The organism is Clostridium sp. 10cd* (genome assembly GCF_044336395.1).
Classification (GTDB): Bacteria; Bacillota_I; Bacilli_A; order Erysipelotrichales; family Erysipelotrichaceae; genus Clostridium_AQ; species Clostridium_AQ innocuum.
In genome coordinates, this window is the sequence record NZ_CP172347.1 from 3661919 (window position 1) to 3680519 (window position 18601).

The 18601-nt window shown below is 43.0% G+C and carries 18 protein-coding genes, 4 tRNA genes and 2 rRNA genes; 5 read left to right on the forward strand and 19 right to left on the reverse strand.

What is annotated here, in order from left to right:
- Positions 1 to 103 precede the first annotated feature (103 nt).
- Entirely contained in the window at positions 104 to 517 is a 414-nt protein-coding gene (locus tag ACG3M1_RS18180; RefSeq protein ID WP_009587743.1) for a hypothetical protein, read from the reverse strand.
- 218 nt (positions 518 to 735) lie between these two features.
- Between ACG3M1_RS18180 and ACG3M1_RS18185 the strand changes: the two genes are divergently transcribed.
- A complete protein-coding gene (locus tag ACG3M1_RS18185) occupies positions 736 to 948 on the forward strand; it encodes a zinc ribbon domain-containing protein (protein ID WP_002607649.1) in 213 nt (70 codons plus the stop codon).
- Positions 949 to 1005: 57 nt separating this feature from the next.
- Here the strand turns inward: ACG3M1_RS18185 and ACG3M1_RS18190 are convergent, their stop codons facing one another.
- The 3 genes from ACG3M1_RS18190 to ACG3M1_RS18200 form a co-directional block, all read right to left on the reverse strand.
- Positions 1006 to 1779, reverse strand: a complete 774-nt coding sequence (locus tag ACG3M1_RS18190) for a DUF2812 domain-containing protein (RefSeq protein WP_242409242.1) — start codon at positions 1777 to 1779, stop codon at positions 1006 to 1008.
- A gap of 38 nt (positions 1780 to 1817) precedes the next feature.
- The gene (locus ACG3M1_RS18195; protein WP_008818778.1) at positions 1818 to 2453 is read right to left on the reverse strand and encodes an HAD family hydrolase; all 636 of its coding nucleotides are present in this window, start codon (positions 2451 to 2453) and stop codon (positions 1818 to 1820) included.
- A 70-nt stretch (positions 2454 to 2523) separates the two neighbouring features.
- Positions 2524 to 2994, reverse strand: coding sequence for a hypothetical protein (locus ACG3M1_RS18200; RefSeq protein WP_008818777.1), 471 nt, complete (start codon positions 2992 to 2994; stop codon positions 2524 to 2526).
- 596 nt (positions 2995 to 3590) lie between these two features.
- Here ACG3M1_RS18200 and ACG3M1_RS18205 point away from each other — a divergent pair.
- Positions 3591 to 3681: transfer RNA gene (locus tag ACG3M1_RS18205), tRNA-Ser, on the forward strand.
- A 292-nt stretch (positions 3682 to 3973) separates the two neighbouring features.
- Here the strand turns inward: ACG3M1_RS18205 and cysK are convergent.
- Positions 3974 to 4900, reverse strand: coding sequence for a cysteine synthase A (gene cysK / locus ACG3M1_RS18210; RefSeq protein WP_008818776.1), 927 nt, complete (start codon positions 4898 to 4900; stop codon positions 3974 to 3976).
- Positions 4901 to 5174: 274 nt separating this feature from the next.
- Between cysK and ACG3M1_RS18215 the strand changes: the two genes are divergently transcribed.
- Together ACG3M1_RS18215 and ACG3M1_RS18220 are read left to right on the forward strand one after the other, a co-directional pair.
- Positions 5175 to 5588, forward strand: a complete 414-nt coding sequence (locus ACG3M1_RS18215) for an RrF2 family transcriptional regulator (RefSeq protein WP_009270950.1) — start codon at positions 5175 to 5177, stop codon at positions 5586 to 5588.
- Positions 5585 to 5977, forward strand: coding sequence for an RrF2 family transcriptional regulator (locus tag ACG3M1_RS18220; protein ID WP_008818775.1), 393 nt, complete (start codon positions 5585 to 5587; stop codon positions 5975 to 5977). The genes ACG3M1_RS18215 and ACG3M1_RS18220 overlap by 4 nt, the downstream gene beginning before the upstream one ends.
- Before the next feature lie 182 nt (positions 5978 to 6159).
- On the opposite strand, the gene ACG3M1_RS18225 is transcribed toward ACG3M1_RS18220, so the two are convergent.
- The 6 genes from ACG3M1_RS18225 to ACG3M1_RS18250 form a co-directional block, all read right to left on the reverse strand.
- Positions 6160 to 7215 carry an RNA-guided endonuclease InsQ/TnpB family protein gene (locus ACG3M1_RS18225; RefSeq protein ID WP_395814390.1) on the reverse strand — a complete coding sequence of 352 codons (1056 nt, stop codon included), beginning with the start codon at positions 7213 to 7215 and terminating at the stop codon, positions 6160 to 6162.
- A gap of 487 nt (positions 7216 to 7702) precedes the next feature.
- Positions 7703 to 7776: transfer RNA gene (locus ACG3M1_RS18230), tRNA-Gly, on the reverse strand.
- Between the two features lie 5 nt (positions 7777 to 7781).
- Positions 7782 to 7857, reverse strand: a tRNA-Asp gene (locus tag ACG3M1_RS18235).
- 31 nt (positions 7858 to 7888) lie between these two features.
- Positions 7889 to 7964 (reverse strand) — tRNA-Asp (locus tag ACG3M1_RS18240).
- Between the two features lie 170 nt (positions 7965 to 8134).
- Complete coding sequence (locus ACG3M1_RS18245) at positions 8135 to 8467, reverse strand: type II toxin-antitoxin system PemK/MazF family toxin (protein WP_002607657.1); 333 nt, start codon at positions 8465 to 8467, stop codon at positions 8135 to 8137.
- Positions 8467 to 9453, reverse strand: coding sequence for a LolA family protein (locus ACG3M1_RS18250; protein ID WP_002607658.1), 987 nt, complete (start codon positions 9451 to 9453; stop codon positions 8467 to 8469). Before ACG3M1_RS18250 ends, ACG3M1_RS18245 begins: the two co-directional genes overlap by 1 nt.
- A gap of 96 nt (positions 9454 to 9549) precedes the next feature.
- Here ACG3M1_RS18250 and ACG3M1_RS18255 point away from each other — a divergent pair, with 96 nt between their 5' ends.
- Complete coding sequence (locus ACG3M1_RS18255) at positions 9550 to 9741, forward strand: DUF378 domain-containing protein (RefSeq protein ID WP_008818772.1); 192 nt, start codon at positions 9550 to 9552, stop codon at positions 9739 to 9741.
- A 157-nt stretch (positions 9742 to 9898) separates the two neighbouring features.
- Here the strand turns inward: ACG3M1_RS18255 and tsaD are convergent, their stop codons facing one another.
- From tsaD to ACG3M1_RS18295, 8 genes are all read right to left on the reverse strand, one after another.
- A complete protein-coding gene (gene tsaD, locus ACG3M1_RS18260; protein WP_008818771.1) occupies positions 9899 to 10930 on the reverse strand; it encodes a tRNA (adenosine(37)-N6)-threonylcarbamoyltransferase complex transferase subunit TsaD in 1032 nt (343 codons plus the stop codon).
- Positions 10927 to 11376, reverse strand: a complete 450-nt coding sequence (rimI, locus tag ACG3M1_RS18265) for a ribosomal protein S18-alanine N-acetyltransferase (RefSeq protein WP_008818770.1) — start codon at positions 11374 to 11376, stop codon at positions 10927 to 10929. The genes tsaD and rimI overlap by 4 nt, the downstream gene beginning before the upstream one ends.
- Complete coding sequence (gene tsaB / locus ACG3M1_RS18270; protein WP_008818769.1) at positions 11373 to 11978, reverse strand: tRNA (adenosine(37)-N6)-threonylcarbamoyltransferase complex dimerization subunit type 1 TsaB; 606 nt, start codon at positions 11976 to 11978, stop codon at positions 11373 to 11375. The genes rimI and tsaB overlap by 4 nt, the downstream gene beginning before the upstream one ends.
- Positions 11978 to 12430: a tRNA (adenosine(37)-N6)-threonylcarbamoyltransferase complex ATPase subunit type 1 TsaE gene (tsaE, locus tag ACG3M1_RS18275; RefSeq protein WP_008818768.1), complete on the reverse strand. Its 453-nt coding sequence runs from the start codon at positions 12428 to 12430 to the stop codon at positions 11978 to 11980. The genes tsaB and tsaE overlap by 1 nt, the downstream gene beginning before the upstream one ends.
- Positions 12431 to 12442: 12 nt before the next feature.
- The gene (locus ACG3M1_RS18280) at positions 12443 to 13663 is read right to left on the reverse strand and encodes a peptidoglycan bridge formation glycyltransferase FemA/FemB family protein (RefSeq protein ID WP_008818767.1); all 1221 of its coding nucleotides are present in this window, start codon (positions 13661 to 13663) and stop codon (positions 12443 to 12445) included.
- Positions 13664 to 13678: 15 nt separating this feature from the next.
- Positions 13679 to 14926 (reverse strand): aminoacyltransferase, encoded by a 1248-nt coding sequence (locus tag ACG3M1_RS18285; protein WP_224727414.1) that lies wholly within the window; start codon positions 14924 to 14926, stop codon positions 13679 to 13681.
- Between the two features lie 410 nt (positions 14927 to 15336).
- A 5S ribosomal RNA gene (gene rrf, locus ACG3M1_RS18290) occupies positions 15337 to 15450 on the reverse strand.
- 68 nt (positions 15451 to 15518) lie between these two features.
- Positions 15519 to 18424 (reverse strand): 23S ribosomal RNA (locus ACG3M1_RS18295).
- Positions 18425 to 18601 lie beyond the last annotated feature (177 nt).

Genomic DNA, 18601 nt, shown 5'->3' on the forward strand with positions numbered 1-18601 from the left:
CAGTGCTCATGCTAAATTCAAAAGGATCAATGTATCGAAAGAAACGATGTACCTGATCCCTTTTGCTTATGCTGATAAACCGCAGCTTCATGACTTCTTTGCGTTATTGTGTAAGCTTTTGTGTGATATACTGCTGTGTTTCTTCATCTGCGAATTTTATTAAATATTCGTAGTTGTGTGCGGAAATGTAATCTGTGATTCCGGCTGTATCCATTGTCTTTTTCAAAAGATGGGAATACAGTGTCTGGTCATCATGTAACAGAGCGCTGATTTCCAAAAAATAATAGTCCTTGTATTCCAGCGAAATCATATCAAATATCTCTTCTATCGAACTGCAGGCCTCTAGCTGTTGCTTTAAAGCCTCACTGCGATAATCCTCCACTGTCTTTCCTTCCTCTATCACGATATCTTGAAATGGAAATACCAGCTGCCGGTAGTCCTCCCGCTTTTTTCTGGCTTTTCCATATGTCAACAGATACTTCCATAAATATTCCTTATGTTTCTGTAAATCAAGCATGTTCTCACCTCGTTCTGTTATTATACAATATTTTATCGATATCAGGCAACGGTAAGAGCTGTCATTTTGATACATCCACTACCTTCTGCTGAAAATGGCTGTGTACTTTGGGACATGGAGCCCTGCCCCTGCACCATGAAAAGTCTCCCTGCTGATATATGCCATCTTCCTTTTTCTGTATCTCCGTGATATAATCAGAAAAACAAGGAGGCGTATTTATGGAGAAGAAACAATATGTCTGCCCGAAATGTGGTAACACACAATATGAAAGTGATCAATTTCAGGCAACAGGCGGTAATTTTTCAAAAATCTTCGATGTACAGAACAAGAAATTTATCACGGTTTCCTGCACTCGCTGCGGTTATACTGAGCTGTATAAACAGGAGACAGATGCCGGATGGAATATCCTCGATTTCTTTATAGGGAATTAGAAAAGCTGTAACGTATTGCTTTCACAGTAATCGCGTTACAGCTTTTTATATACAGTACTAATGCTTTTCAAGCTCCTCAAGCTTTCTGCCTATTTTGTGATACAGCCGCAAATATAAAATAAAAACCGCAAGTATCAAAAGCAGAATCACACCGGAAACCTGAATTCCTAATGTAGTAATGGAGGATGCATTTACACCCAGCCATAAAAAGGCGAGAAGCCCTATGATAAAAGCCGAACAAATGGCCAGCATGGTAAGCAACGACCTCCAGCTTGTCAAAAGTCGCTTATATAAAGCAATCCTTGACGTACGATCACTGAAAATCTCCGGTTTTGTGCCAGTTTCCATCTCTGTACGAAAGTAATTCCACACACCATTAAACTCGCCTTTTTCATGATAGATATTGTCCCATCCCGCCTCTTTGTAATTTTCCACATACTGGTCAGGGTCACGAATATCTTTTTCATAATATCCAAGGTGATAATAATAATTTTTCGGCGTATCTTTTTTAAATATGTATTGAATTCCGTTTTTCCTTACGAAATGAAGCCCCTTCTCTGACATGCTGTGCAGATACTCTGCTTCTTCATCCATATCGGAAACAAAAAACAGCTTATACTTTTTCACATTCTCAGCAGGAGCTGCGCTCACTGGCTTTTCTATTTCCTGCGTAGCTTGCTGTGGCTTGCCGTCCGCATCCGCTTTTAGCTCTTCCATCATTTTATCCAGACTGTCTGACGCAATCAGCTCTTCCTTATTTTCGTCATCCAAAGAAATCTGATCAAGTCCAGATTCCGGAGTTGTGCTTTGTTCTTTTTTTTCTTCACTCATGGCGTACCCTCCATTTCCTCTGTATCAATACCGTAATGCTATTGTTCTGTCAAAAACAGCTGAGCAAGCTTTGAAAATGTATCCACACTTGCTGCATAATCATCCGCTTCACCGAATCCAAAGGAAGCATAGATGAATGGTATCCCTGCCTTACAGCAGGATACCTGATCTGTCTTTGTATCACCGATATAAACAGGCTGCTGCAGGTGATTGCGTTCCACTATGGATTTCAGATTTTCAAACTTCGCTTTCCCAGTTCTTCCGGAGCATTCATAATCTCTGAAATATTTCTGAAGACCATGTACAGCAAACATTGCCTCAATATAACCATCCTGACAATTTGATACTATATACAATGGATACCGCGCTGACAGCTTTTCCAAAGTATCCTCAACATGGGGATACAGCCTACCGCCATGCTTTCGCAAATACTCACATTCGAATTCACAGCAGGTTTCGATAAGTCGCATCCGCTTTTCACAGGATAGCTCAGGAAACAGTCTTGCCGCGATATCCTCATTCAAAAGACCCATCACAGACGCAAGCATGTCTGCTGTTATAACTTTACCTTCGATTTTTTCCCGCTCCAGAATAACCGTATATGCTTCAGCGATTCTCTGCGTCGCATCCCAGAGTGTGCCGTCAACATCAAAAATAATTCCATCTGTTTTCATATGAACCTCTTCTATCAAACTGTAACCGTTAATTATCGTAGCATATTTTACAGAAAATGGCTACACTATTTCATGTATTCGCAGCAATCCGGATAAGAAAATTCGCATACCAGAAAAACTCATCATGGACTAGATCCATACGGATAATCGTATGCTCCTGCAGGGACAGCAGCTCCTGAGATAGCGGCTTCATAAGCAGAGTGTCCTTTCTGTGTGAAAATTGTCTTCCGTAATGCAGCGTTAAACGACTGCTTTTTATTTGAAAAGAACGCGGTCCCCATGTACTCGATTTCCCATAGGATGTTTTTTTATGCGCCAGCTGCCTGTTGAACATTTTCAAGGCTGTCTGATACAGCAACCAGCGACTGTGAACCTCAATCGCGTCGGAAAAGCATAAATCCGCATATCTAATGCTGGATGGGTGCTTGTGCAGCTGATGGATCAAATCCTGTAAATCTGTGTGATAGACCTCCTCATATGCAAGCAGATGCTCCTTTTGTTCTTTTGTTGCATGAAGTCTTATTTTAATCGTTCGATACATAACTGATTACCTCCTTTTACCCTTATATACGGATGGAAAAGGTGAAATTCCTAAAATTTATTAAATTTTTTTATTTCATTATTTTCATACCTTGCATATCTAGGAGATGATACGCATAGCAGTTATAACTCTTTTCTTTTACAGAGGTCCAGAAACTCATCATATGACATCTCCATATGATGGATAGCTGCGCTTATTTCTTCTCTCACTTCATTTTTCAGCGCATGAGGTTATGTGTGCTATACAGGATATGGGTATACATACTTATACAAATTTCTGTTTTGAAGGATGCAAAACCACGCAGTATCTACTTATGTATGCATATTCCTGAGCAACGATACGGCAGTTACTATTCAACTGTCTTAGACTGAGAAAACACGTGCACTACTAGAGATATCACCGTTGTTGCTATTGCCTGTATTTATATGATTACAGTATTTGAATATATTATGATGTGTGGACAATAGTAACTAACCGGGATGGGATATATGCACAAATTTAAAAATTAGGTATGGACTTTTAAAAACGATTATGATATACTTTTATGGCAGTGGAATAAAACGGTTTTATCTAACCACTTACTGCTGATCAGAGCTGGAGTAGTACTCAAGAGGCTGAAGAGGTGCCCCTGCTAAGGGTATAGGTCGGGAAACTGGCGCGAGAGTTCAAATCTCTCCTACTCCGCCATTAAAAAGTGAAACATCGCAATTGCGATGTTTTTTTATATACAGATCGTAGAAGAGAATTGAACACAGATTCTATGGTGTCGACTTAGGAGTAGGGCATAGGAAACGGTTAAGTGAACAGGCTATACTGTGAAACTCCAGGCATTCCAACAGCTGTGCATTCATTATGAAGCGCCCTATAGAAAAAGGAGGCTGGATAAATGATCATTACATGAAATTGATCAAAACCAAACCTCGTTTTCATAATATGGTTCCGTTTAAGAAAGAAATGTTTTTTGCGATCCCTGCTTCTGCTAATCCTCAAAAAGTACGGTGGAAAGATAACGTTCTGCAGTATCTGGCAAAAGAACAACAATTCGCTTTCCTGCAAACACATCCCGTTTCGCAAGCTGTAAGGCCGCATACATAGCTGCTCCACTGGAAATGCCGACTGCAATTCCCTCTTCCTGTGCAAGTTTTTTTGCTGTGGAAATAGCAGCTTCATCCTTGACCTGCACAATCTCATCTACAAGCTCTCCATGATAGTTTTTTGGTATAAATCCTGCACCGATTCCCTGAATTTTGTGCGGGCCTGCAGCTCCACCGGATAATACCGGAGAATTTTCAGGCTCCACAGCTACCATCCGGATATCCGCATTCTTTTCTTTCAGATAAGCTGCAACTCCACTGATTGTGCCACCGGTGCCGACGCCTGCGACAAATACATCAAGCTTTCCATCTGTATCTCTCCAGATTTCCTCTCCGGTATGAAGATAATGAGCGTTGGGATTGTCCGCGTTTTCAAATTGCTGAAGAATGATGGAATTCGGTATCTCCTTATGCAGCTCCTCAGCTTTGGCAATTGCTCCCGTCATCCCCTTACTTCCCTCAGTCAGTATCAGCTCAGCACCATATGCACGAATCATTTTCCTGCGCTCGACACTCATAGTTTCGGGAAGAACGATCATTAGGCGTATACCGAGAGCCGCCGCAGTCATCGCCAAACCGATACCTGTATTACCAGACGTCGGCTCAATCAGTACTGTGTCTTTGTCAAGCCTTCCTGCCTTTTTAGCCTCCATAATCATTTGATATGCAATGCGATCCTTTACACTTCCGCCAGGATTGAAAGCCTCTGTTTTCACCAGAATCTCTGCCTTTCCCTCTTTATTCAAACGATGAACCCTGATCAATGGCGTGCTGCCAATCAGTTCGGTTATGCTGTTATATATTTTCTCCATGTATTTGTTCTCCTTTTTCTTATCCATCTTCTTTTGTTATTTTATAGAAACTAAGGCGAGGTAATAACATCGTGTCGTATGATGAAACTTGTCAGCAATATGAATTTTCAGTTTCACGCTTCCATCTCCTATCATTTTACTGGGATTATATGTTATTTTCCTTTGATTGTCAATGCATAAGATTCAATATTCCTATAATTTTTGTATGATATGCTTGTCTTTTTGATATATATCAACTAAAATATAAGATAAGAATTGATGGGAGAGATATGATATGAAAATTTCTACAAAGGGCATATATGCACTGGAAGCCATGATTGAGCTGGCCTCAAGAAATACTGCATGTGTCAGTATTCGCGATATAGCTGATGCCAGAAACTGCTCGGTGAAATATCTGGAACAGATTTTCAAACAATTGAAAAAAGCACAGCTCCTGATAAGTATACGCGGCAAGGATGGCGGCTATCAGATTGCAAAGGATCCTGAAGAAATAACGGCAAAGGATATTATTCTGGCAGTTGAAGAGAAACTGGATCCTGTTGTATGTCTTTCCCATACATGTACTCGCTCCGGTATTTGTCGGACACAACCGGTGTGGATGGGTATGCAGGAACAAATCTACAAAGTCCTTGAGAGTAAGACACTGAAATATCTAACTGATATTTATAGAAATGAGGTGAGTGCATGAAGCTGTCAACAAAATCACGATATGCGGCAAGATGTTTAATTGATCTTGCTATATACGGTAAAGACCACCCGCTGTCAATTACAGAAATAGGTGCACGTGAGGAAATTTCCGAACGCTATCTGGAGCTGATCTTCGCAACATTGAAAAAAGCCGGGTTCATCGCAAGTGCCCGGGGAAGCCAGGGTGGCTATCAGCTGATACGTCCGATTGAAAGTATCACGATTTATGATATCATTGCGTTGATGGAAACCAATACAAGCATCGTCAACACACAGGATGAACGAGATCCAATGAAGAGAATACTGATGCGTGAGGTCTGGTCTTTGATTGATGACAATCTGAAAGCATACCTTTCTGACCTGACTATTGCGGAATTATCATTATCTTAAAGAGATGCACGCAGCTTCTTTTTTAAAAACTCCACCTTTCATAAAGATGGAGTTTTCGTACTGTATAAACAGCACATGAGATTCAAGTCCCTGGACGTTTCTTTATGAAGCTGCTATGCAGTCTCAGGTGCGCCCTCACCAATCCCTGAACAGTACCAATGGTATTCAGGGCAGACTCTCATTCAGAGAATCTCAGGTGCATGAAGAATATTCATAGCACCGACAACATCACGATGATGGTGAAAACCACAGCGGCAGGTATAGGTTCTTCCTTTCACGTTATTGATTTTTCCACAGGAAGGACAGCGCTTGCTGGTAAGTCTTGGATTCACGTAACGAATATGTATTCCTGCAAGCTTTGCTTTATACGCTATAAATTGCTGGAGACGCTGATAGGACCAGCAAATCTGTTCATGCTTTGAAAATTTTTTTTGTAAATGGTACAGCTTTTCCAGACAGATAATCTGGATTTTCTGTTCAATTGCAAAATTTACAATCTCACGCGCAAGGCAGTGATCGATATAGCGTTTGTAATCATTCAGACGATGGTACTGCTGTTTCTTTTTACCCTGCGTTCTCTTTATAAATTCATCTGCTCTTTTTCTGATCCTTCTTGTGTGATACCGGATTTCTCTGCCGTTCCCGACAAATCGGATTACACCATCGCAGGTATAACAAACTGCCGGACATCGCATACCAATATCAACTCCCATTTTTCTTTCCTCGTTCAGAATTCCGGCAGTATTCGGTGTATGAACACAAAGCAGCAGATAAGCGTAGAAATCGTGATGTATTTCTCTTATATCCGCTTTTACCAATTCCCCACTCCATAACCGCTTCCACTGCTGTTTATGTATTTCGGTTCTGATACGCAGTTCAGGAACAAGAAAGCTTTGGCCAAACATGAATACAATTGAATTCTTCTCAAGCTGCATAGATTTCGCCATACAGGAAAAACTGCTGGGATACACGGCCCTATGCTGCAGTCTGCGCTCCTCATACAGAGTCTTCGCATAGTGCAGTACCTGATTTTTGGAATAAAATGCGATATCTGAACTGACCCATTTATATGGTATAAATATGACACTTCCCAGCTTTTGATATCGTCTGATGATGCGCTCGACCTCGTCCTGAAAGCGCCTGCTGTATGCACGGAGTATCTGCTTTTCATCATGCGTGGCCTGTAACTGCAATTTAATGGTAAATACATGTAATTTTCCTCCTTTCACTATATACATACGATTAAAATTTTTAAAACTCCTAAAAAAAGGCAAAAAAAACCTATATAAGGCTAAAAAATATAAACTATCTGAACATTGAACGGTTAATGATACAGTAAATACAATTTTCAACAAATCTTGATCAATTTCTAAGTATCATAGCAGTCTAAGTTAAATATAATAGCAAATCTTAAACACGCATATAAGCTAACCTGTATGCACTGCTTCTCTTGAACGGTCCAGTCACTTTTCGATCTGCCTCCCGTCTCAACCATCAACGCGTTGAAATCGTGGGTTGGCTCGCACGTTTGTGGTTACCATGCCACACACAGTATACCGATCATGGGTTCGCTGTTTATATACACAGCCGGTTATGCATTCAGCTGAAAGCCTGCCATGGCGCAATCGGGTTCCCTCATCTGCTCCTGAAATTTGTTGGTCAAAAAGTTGGCAAACTTTTTGATAGCGAAAAAAAAGCCGAAATCTATCGGCTTTTATCATTCTATGGAGCAGATGAGGGGAATTGAACCCCCGTATCAGCCTTGGCAAGGCTGTGTTCTACCATTGAACTACATCTGCATAACTGGCGGTCCAGATGGGACTCGAACCCACGATCTCCTCCGTGACAGGGAGGCATGTTAACCACTACACCACTGGACCAGCATATTCAAACACATTTCAAAGATTTAAATGGCGGTCCAGATGGGACTCGAACCCACGATCTCCTCCGTGACAGGGAGGCATGTTAACCACTACACCACTGGACCTTCAGCTTGTATTACCACAATGCCTGTATATAATACCACGAAACTTCATTCTTGACAAGTAAAAAATGAAAAATTTATTGATTTCTTATCACTTTTTCCTATACCGATCATCGTCATCACTTCCTCAGCAATAATGAAAAAGAGATTCCAAAAAGGAACCCCTCATGTATTCATATACTCAGGCTTACCCGAATTGCCCGATTGATCTTTTCCAGTGTTTTTTCATCCAATGTACAGATCCACTGCCCCAATCTCTTCTTATCTATGGTACGCAGCTGCTCACAGAGGATCATAGAAACATAGCTCAGTGAATCATCACTAAATATGACGTGTGTGGGAATTGGCGGCTTTGACATCTTTTTTGAAATAGGAGCAACAATAATTGTTTTTGAATAGCGGTTACCTTTATCATTCTGCACGACAACAACCGGGCGAACGCCTCCCTGCTCGCTACCGACAACCGGAGAAAGATCTGCATAGTATACATCTCCTCTCCTTATCATTACTTCATCACAGCCACCTGCATGCTCATAATCACCTGCATCATTTCCTCCGGGCTCAGGTCATCAGAAAATACAGTGAACTCGACATTATCATACACCGCACTTAGATGGTTTCCATCATAGAATCCTACCACATCCAACGCATCCATCATTTCACCGGGCATAATCACAGTCTGCGTCTCCTTTACACTTTCCTTCTTTGTTTCCACAACCGTAAAATTCTTATCTCCCGTATACTCCAGAACATGCTTCGTCTGTCCGTTCGCATTCATACTGCTGATATTTTCAAGCTTGGCATCATACACCATAACCGGATATAAAGGCAAATCGGCAGCCGTTATTGCAGATGTAGCCTTTGACTTTTCCAGAACAGTCGGTGCCTTGAAATAATCATCCTTGATTTTTGCATTATAATCCGACTTTGTAAACACAATTTTAAGCTCAGATGTATTGTCCTTGTTATAAATCTGCAGCCACTTCAGCTTGGAATCCTTATCAAACATGATTTCCTCATGATCGAAGTTCTTATTATTTGGATAAGATACCTTGCTTGTCACAAGATAACCGCCCTTCTCCTCCTTAATCGCTGCATCCTTTCCCTTCACAATATCTGAAATTGACTGCAATAGATACGGTTTTGGAGAGTTCATCGGCCAGTCACCCTCAAACTTGAAAATCTGATTCAGACTTGGTGTTACTACAAAAACTCCAGCATCATTTCGAAGAATAATCTGTTCCTGATTCAACTCCTTATCCGTCAATGTCACCTTGAAAAAATCCTTATCGGCCTTCTTGTAACCGACCTCCACAGCATATGTCTTCACATCCTCACCCTTCGCAATTTCCATATTACCTTCCAGGATATAGGAATTCATATCAGACATCTTTTTCTCAAACTGCTTATCAAAGGATTTTGGTTTCATTGCGAAGATGAGTGCGATAGCCAGAACGACAATACCAACGCCTGCAATGATTTTTGATTTCATATTAAATCTCCCTCCTGCTCACCCTACTTTATGCCAGGATTTCCGGAATCATTCATAATTGAAGAATATTTTCATAAAGTAGAACAGGTGAAGAAAATGAAAAAAACACAAAAAATATGTCTCATCCTTACGATTCTATTCTGTCTGAACTATGCTTTATCCATGCTCTTGGGCTTTCACTATCTGACACAGTTGATAACCTCGATTCCATGGCTGGAAAAACTGATTGCGTTTGTAATCGGTGTATGTGCCTTTATTGACATTCTCGCATTCCGTCCTGAAGAATAGAATCGCGTTAGTTCGCCATCCCTTCAAAGGAATGCAAATGCTCATGTAAACCAAACATCAGACAAGCATGAAGACTCTATGTAATACAGATTATAGATTAAAAAAAACGATACCAAATAAAAAGCTCCGATTACAGCTTCGGAACTTTTCAGTAATTCTATGCAGGACTCTGTGCAGCTTCTTCCAGTTCAATGCCGGGATCTGCTGTCAGATCAAAATCACCGCGCACGCCATGCGTGTACGCAATATATCCTGCAACGGCAATCATTGCCGCATTATCTGTGCAGCAGGACAATGGAGGAATGATGAATTCAATATCCTTATATTTATCAGCAAGACCCTTTTCCACCTTTTCACGCAGACAGGAATTTGCGGCAACACCACCTGCAAGCACCATCTGAGCAGGATGATATTTTTGCAATGCATACTCCGCACGCTCCAGCAGGGCGCCAAACGCGGTTTCCTGATAGGATGCAGCCAAATCAGCAGCGGCAAAGGTTTCATTTTTTCGCTTACAGCGATCAATGAACTGCAATACACTGCTCTTCAGGCCACTAAAGGAAAAATCCATTGGATTCTCTGTTTTTGGTCTTGCCAGCTTATACATGGGCTTGCCTTCCTTAGCGATTCTATCCACATAAACACCACCTGGATACGGCAGTCCCAGCACTCGTCCTACCTTATCTCCAGCTTCACCAATAGCATCATCCTGTGTAGTGCCTAGGATTTCAAAGCTCCACTCATCCTTCATATAAACCAGCTCTGTATGTCCACCGGATACCACAAGTGCCAGCAATGGAAATTTCAAATCCGTAATCAGCCGATTTGCATATATATGTCCGGCTATATGATGAACCGGTACCAGTGGCTTATGAAATGCCCAGGCAAGCGTCTTAGCCGCCTGCACACCGATATGCAGACAGCCTACCAGACCCGGTCCCTGCGTAACAGCAACCGCATCAATGTCTTCCATCGCGACGTTCGCTTTATGCAATGCCTCCTCAATTACCATAGATATGTTTTCCACATGAATTCTGCTTGCAACCTCTGGAATAACACCACCAAATTCCTTATGTACATCAATCTGTGTTGCAACGACATTGGACAAAATCTCTTTTCCATCCGCTACAACCGCCACAGCTGTTTCATCACAACTGGATTCCACAGCCAGTATGAGTGTCTGTTTCATACCAAATTACCTCCCAGGGCTTTGCACATCACAATGGCGTCTTCGCCATTATCATTGTAATACCCTTTACGTATATTCACCTTCATAAACTCATAGGAATCATAAAGACAGCGCGCTGCTTCATTCGAGGGGCGCACCTCCAGCATGATTGTTTCACACTGTTCCTGCTCTGCCGATGCAATCATAAAATCCATCAGACAGCGGCTGTACCCTCTTCTCTGAAAAGAAGGATGTACAGCGATATTCGCCAGCTGACAGCACTCAAATGTTATCCAGAAATCAATGAAGCCAGCAATCTTTTGATTCTCTTCCAATACATAAAAATGACCAAATTCATTCTCATGCAGCTCGTAAAGAAACATTTCCTTTGTCCAGCGACTGCTGAAGCAAATCTCCTCAATCTGCATGATGCGCTCCAGATCCCTATCTGCAGCCTTGCGGATCATGGCTTTACCTTATATGCATCCGACTCCTTTAAATAACGCGGAGTTAATGTATGTACATTCTCAATTTTTCTATAAAACGGACGCAATGCGATGAAGTTTTCAAGAAACTTTGGTTCCTTCGCCTTTAGATCAATCAGCTCACAGTCTCCAAACAGCTGATAATCCGCTTGATTCAGAAGCAAACGAATTTCATCCAGTGTCAGAATTTGTTCCTCTTCAACAAATTTACCGCCCTGTAAAGCGCCTGTATAAGCACGCTGACTTCTTGCATCCAGCATGACAAATGCACGCTCATGAACTCCTGCATAAAGCTGCAGAGTGGAAACAGCGTATAGCGGTATATGCTTTCTGGTACATAAAACCTTCGCAACGCACATTGCTATCCGCACACCTGTATAGCTTCCCGGTCCGTCTGTGATCACAACTTCATCCACATCATCACTGTCCCAGCCGGCTTCCTTCATCAGGCGCATCAGCTCCGGAAATATGGTCTCCGATTGTCTCTTCCATGATAAATTAGCAGTGCCGCATATCATACGATCATTTTCATACAGACCGATAACCAGATACTTGTGCGCACTGTCCAAGCATAATGTTTTCATTATAACGCCTCCACAATTTTTTCATACACTTCGCCTTTTGGATCAAATGTAAACATTCGTTTTTCATCTTCCCCCTCTACTCTGGTAATATCGATGTGTAATCGCTCCCCTGGAAGCTGACTTTCAATAAAATGCGGCCATTCAATCACACATACACCATCATCCTCAAAATACTCCTCAAATCCGAGATCCTGAGTGATTCCCTCCAGCCGATAGGCATCAATATGGTAAACCGGCATGGAAGTACCCTGATATATTTTTAAAATAGTGAAGGTAGGCGAATTGATTGTTTTTTTAACACCAAGCCCCTTACCGAGATATTTTGTAAATGTTGTCTTACCGGCTCCCAGATCACCGCTTAATGTAATCAGCATTCCCGGTTTTATAAGAGAAGCTAATTTCAATCCAAGTTCTCCGGTTTCCTCCAGCGAACAGACAGGTATTTGTTTCATCGTTCTCACCTCTTATTTCTTCTGCAGTGCTTTCTTCCTCTGCTTCATTGCCCATTGCGATAGAGCATACAGTGATTTGTAAACAGGTAAATCAAACTCTCCGATAAATTCATTAATCGTTGGATTATAATTCGCCTTGAATTTGGTAAGACCGCCTTTCAAGCTGCCTTCGATTCCTCCCATATTACTCCAGCGACAGCCCTTTTCAAAGCTCCATGTCATACAGCTGTAAAAGCTGGCATAAGGTGCCATATAACGCTTATAGCGCTCATCCATTCCTGCATACAGTATTTCTGCAGTCGGTCCGAATTTTACACATAGCGCCCCGGAAACAACCGCAATATCTCCATCACGCTCCAGATTCTCCTGCAGCTCCTTTACCTCGCGACTAAGAGAGGCGTGAAGCTCTTCCAGTGTAAAGCGTTTTTTCTTCGCATTCTCCGGACATTTTGCCAAATCTCTTTCATTCTGCTCATATCGCTGCTTTGTATCCTCATACAGCTTGCGAAGCGGCAGCTTGGCCAGAAAGATGACGGCATCCTCACCGTAGATTTCCATAAGACGCTGAAAATATTCCTGATCCCGCAGATGAATATTTTTACGCTCCTCCGTACAATGCATAACCCTTGCAAAATCCTCTACACCATCCATATGATAAGGCAAAACCTCAATCATTTTCTTCTGAACCGTCTGTAATGCTTTCCTACAGCCTTTGGACAAGGTAGCATTAAAGTCATCACAGGCGTAAACATTGGCATGATAACGCGGCTGAATGGTATCATCAATATGCTTTGTGAATCCCTTAAATACAGCCCCCTGATCCTGCAGCATCTGTATCATAGCATCGATATGCTCATAATGGTTCTCATTTGCTTCTTTTATTGTATAATCGTTACAGTGGACAGCTGGATCAAAGGTAATAAACAGGCACCTGTACTTCCTTGCATAGCGCTTCAGCTCTTTCATGAGAAATGCCACAAGCGCAGTATTCGAAAAATCCAGAACCGGTCCACGTGGAATATAAAACATACTGAATCCCAGTGGCAGTGGCTTGATGAGAATCATGCAGCTTGCTACCAGCTGATTTTGATATTTTACACCCACAATTGTGTGCTTCCAGTTTTCCTTTACAAGACCCCAGCTGCTGGATTGCAGAAGATTGCATAATTTATGTTTGCTTACAAACGCATCATGCTCCTTTGCATCGACTTGTTCTATAAATTGATATTGCATACTACCTCCATAGAACTATTTGTTCTTTAATTTCTTATAAAGTGCATACGGCCCCTTTTGGATTGGCAGAATAAAATCACCAACCAGCTCTTCCACGACACCGTGAAAGCCTTTTTTAAACTCATAAACCCCATAATCCTGCGCATTCTTATCAAAATCGCCGGATAAGCCATAGAAATTATATTTGCGAATTCCATGCTTCAGAGCATACTGCAGCATATGCCACTGAATTGCATACGGCGCATTATATTTCTTAAAGGTATCATATGCGGCGCTGTAAAGGTAGACAAGCTCATCTTGCGACTGAATAAAAAACGACGTAGCCATCGGTATACAGGCTCCATGCTCCTGCTCCAAGGTATCCGCATCCTTATATTTCTTTTCATTCAATGCCAATGCTTCATCCAATACCTTTTTCTTCTTGATAAATTTCTTACTATTCGGCAGTTCTTCAAGCTTGGCGAGTATCTCTGCATGCTCTTTTTCCAGATCCTGCTTTTCCAAATCCAGCTTTCTACGGAAATCATTTAAATCGAGATATGCCAGGAGTAGCTTCGCATCCTCACCATAAGCAATCATTTGATTTCGGTAGAATTCCGGCTCACGCTCCGCAAATTCACAGCGCTGTGAGGTATGATGCATCATATCAAGAAAGATGTCCAGTTCATCGATAGACAATTCACGCACCTGTATTCCCTGCTTTAAGGTTTTATTCACTGACCAGCGTGTCTGTTGATGCATTTCCTTGAGGAGCGTATTCTCATCCTTGCCATCCAGGTATAAGGCAAACATCCAGCGAATCTCTGAAATCACCTGAAAATCCTTGGTAAAGCCCTGATGCTCATATCCTGAAGCAATCATATTGTCCACTACATAGGAATGATCAAAGCCATTTTCCACCAGCTCACCATCGATATCGCGCTCTTTATATAATACATTTGGGTCAACAACTAAATATAAGCCCTTTTTTTTCTTCAAATATGCGGCTAGCTCCTTCGTAAAAAAACGCAAAAGCTCCACGTTATGATAATCCATTAGAAATCCGCGTTGCGCATAGTAAAACCGGTACAGCTTCATTACCGGTATGGATGTTAATGGAGTTGCACAGATAACTTTATCCTGCTCCTTTACTCCAACGTACTCAACATCCCAATGATTGATTTTTTTTAAATCCATCGCCTTCAGCGAGTTCATAAAATCCCGATAGGGATGCTGATTCCGGAATGCTTCATATTCCTGAGGTGTCAACGTTGTAAACTCCAAAATTTCGTCCTCCTTTTCAAATCTATCGTAATCTGTAAGCATAATCTGTATGCATTTTCCTCATATCGTCAAAACAGTATTATTATACCACGTTTGTTGATGATTTTTTAAATTAAGGGTGAAATTTAAGAGAACTTTTCTGTTTTATAGATAAAGCACATATATTCGCCTGTGAAAGTAATAAAATGGATTCGTAGAGCATGCTTTCTATTTTCACAACCAGAAATAACCAGCTGTCTTATTCTTACTATACACTTATACTAAACACATATAGAGTCACACCTCAACTACTTATAAGTCTGAGATTTTGCAGGGTGTTAATGAAGGATACAGATTCATAAAATCAGATTTACTATATGTATTATTATGAATCTATGCAAAAAAAGACCCATCGTAAGATGAGTCAGATTACCTGGCAGCGTGCTATCTTCACTGGAGCCAGTCCAGATATTGTCGCCGCTGATATGCTTAACTTCTGTGTTCGGGATGAGAACAGGTGTGTCCACATCGCTATCGCCACCAGATCACTTTGAGGTCTACCCCTCAAAACTGAATAACAGTTGACAGTTTCTTTTTGTACCACCTGGTACGTGTGATTAAGTCCTCGACCTATTAGTATCAGTCAACTCCATGTATCGCTACACTTCCATCTCTGACCTATCCACCTCGTCGTCTTCAAGGGGTCTTACTTCGTTATACGAATGGGAGATCTCATCTTGGAGTAGGCTTCGCGCTTAGATGCTTTCAGCGCTTATCCCTTCCCTACTTAGCTACCCAGCTATGCTCCTGGCGGAACAACTGGTGCACCAGCGGTAGGTCCATCCCGGTCCTCTCGTACTAAGGACAGCTCTCCTCAGATCTCCAACGCCCACAACAGATAGGGACCGAACTGTCTCACGACGTTCTGAACCCAGCTCGCGTACCGCTTTAATGGGCGGACAGCCCAACCCTTGGAACCGAATTCAGCTCCAGGATGCGATGAGCCGACATCGAGGTGCCAAACCTCGCCGTCGATGTGAACTCTTGGGCGAGATCAGCCTGTTATCCCCAGGGTAGCTTTTATCCGTTGAGCGACGGCCCTTCCATTCGGCACCGCCGGATCACTAATCCCGACTTTCGTCCCTGTTCGACTTGTTTGTCTCACAGTCAAGCACGCTTCTGCATTTGCACTCGTCGATTGATTTCCATCCAATCTGAGCGTACCTTTGGGCGCCTCCGTTACTCTTTAGGAGGCGACCGCCCCAGTCAAACTGCCCACCTGACACGGTCCCTCACCCAGTTCATGGGTGCAGGTTAGAACTTCAATCAAACAAGAGTGGTATCCCAACAGCGGCTCTGACTACACTGGCGTGCAATCTTCTTCGCCTCCCACCTATCCTGTACATCTTTGATCAAAATTCAATATCAGGCTACAGTAAAGCTCCATGGGGTCTTTCCGTCTAGTTGCGGGTAACCTGCATTTTCACAGGTACTAAGATTTCACCGAGTCTGCTGCCGAGACAGCGCCCAAATCGTTACGCCTTTCGTGCGGGTCAGAACTTACCTGACAAGGAATTTCGCTACCTTAGGACCGTTATAGTTACGGCCGCCGTTCACTGGGGCTTCAATTCATTGCTTCTCCTTGCGGATGACAAATCCTCTTAACCTTCCAGCACCGGGCAGGCGTCACCCCCTATACTTCGTCTTGCGACTTTGCAGAGAGCTGTGTTTTAGTTAAACAGTCGCTTGGGCCTCTTCACTGCGGCTCTCTTTTAAAGAGCACTCCTTATCGCTAACTTACGGAGTCATTTTGCCGAGTTCCTTGGCAACAGTTCTCTCGCTCACCTCAGGATTCTCTCCTTGCCCACCTGTGTCGGTTTTGGTACGGGCCGCTATGGAATTATCACTAGAAACTTTTCTTGGAAGCTGGCATCATGTGCTTCAGTACTTGTCCGAGGACGTTCCCTTACCTGTCACATCTTACATCCCGCTGACGCATTTCACTGTCAGCCTGCTATATGCTTCGACCACAATCCATTCAGTGGCTCACACTAGCCTTCTCCGTCATTCCTTCATTTCCATCGCGGGTACAGGAATATCTGCCTGTTTTCCATCCACTACGCCTTTCGGCCTCGCGTTAGGTCCCGACTTACCCAGGGCGGACGAACCTTCCCCTGGAATCCTTGGGCTATCGGTGTGTAGGATTCTCACCTACATCTCGCTACTCACACCGGCATTCTCTCTTCCATGCTCTCCACCGCTCCTTACGGTACGGCTTCTACGTGCATGCAACGCTCCCCTACCACTCAACTCTGAAGTTGAATCCGCAGCTTCGGTAGTATGCTTAGCCCCGGTACATTTTCGGCGCAGGGTCACTCGACTAGTGAGCTGTTACGCACTCTTTGAAGGATGGCTGCTTCTGAGCCAACCTCCTAGTTGTCTGTGCATCCCCACATCCTTTTCCACTTAGCATACATTTTGGGACCTTAACTGGCGGTCTGGGCTGTTTCCCTTTTGACCATGGACCTTATCACCCACAGTCTGACTGCCGAGTATGTCTGCATGGCATTCGGAGTTTGATTATACTCAGTACCCCGGGATGGGGCCATCGTACATTCAGTGCTCTACCTCCATGCGACTCTACCTCGACGCTAGCCCTAAAGCTATTTCGGGGAGAACCAGCTATATCCGTGTTCGATTGGAATTTCTCCCCTAGCCACAACTCATCCGCCAACTTTTCAACGGGGGTCGGTTCGGTCCTCCATTCAGTTTCACCTGAACTTCAACCTGGTCATGGCTAGATCACACGGTTTCGGGTCTACATCATCGTACTGTCGCCCTATTAAGACTCGCTTTCGCTTCGGCTCCGTATCTTCTACTTAACCTCGCACGATAACGTAACTCGCCGGTTCATTCTACAAAAGGCACGCCATCACCCTTTAACGGGCTCTGACTTCTTGTAAGCATACGGTTTCAGGTTCTATTTCACTCCGCTCCCGCGGTTCTTTTCACCTTTCCCTCACGGTACTGGTTCACTATCGGTCACTTGGGTATATTTAGCCTTGACGGATGGTCCCGCCTGCTTCCGACAAGATTTCTCGTGTCTCGCCGTACTCAGGATACCACTAGGCTTCGCTAGACTTTCAGTTACGGGACTTGCACCCTCTCCGGTCGGCCTTTCAATGCCGTTCTCTTAGCCATGCTCTTGCCATTTCGTGGTCCTACAACCCCAGATCAAGATCTGGTTTGGGCTCCTCCGCGTTCGCTCGCCGCTACTTACGGAATCATTCTTATTTTCTTTTCCTCCGGATACTTAGATGTTTCAGTTCTCCGGGTACCTCCCTCATGAGCTATGTATTCACTCATGGGTGACAGCTCATTACTGCTGCCGGGTTTCCCCATTCGGATATCGACGGATCTTTGTGTACGTACCACTCCCCGTCGCGTTTCGCCGTTTGTTGCGTCCTTCTTCAGTTCCAAGTGCCTAGGCATCCACCGTACGCCCTTATTCACTTAATCACGATTAAGTTCTAAAGCGTTCTTTTCTTTGCTTAGGTTTTTGCTTGAGTTTTCTGTTTTGTTTAACTTTCTACTCGTGAATATCTATGTTGTTTACAACTTTCGTTATAGACCTTCATATGTCTTCTGTTATTCAGTTTTCAAAGATCGACTTCTTTTTCGTTTGGAAGATCAGTC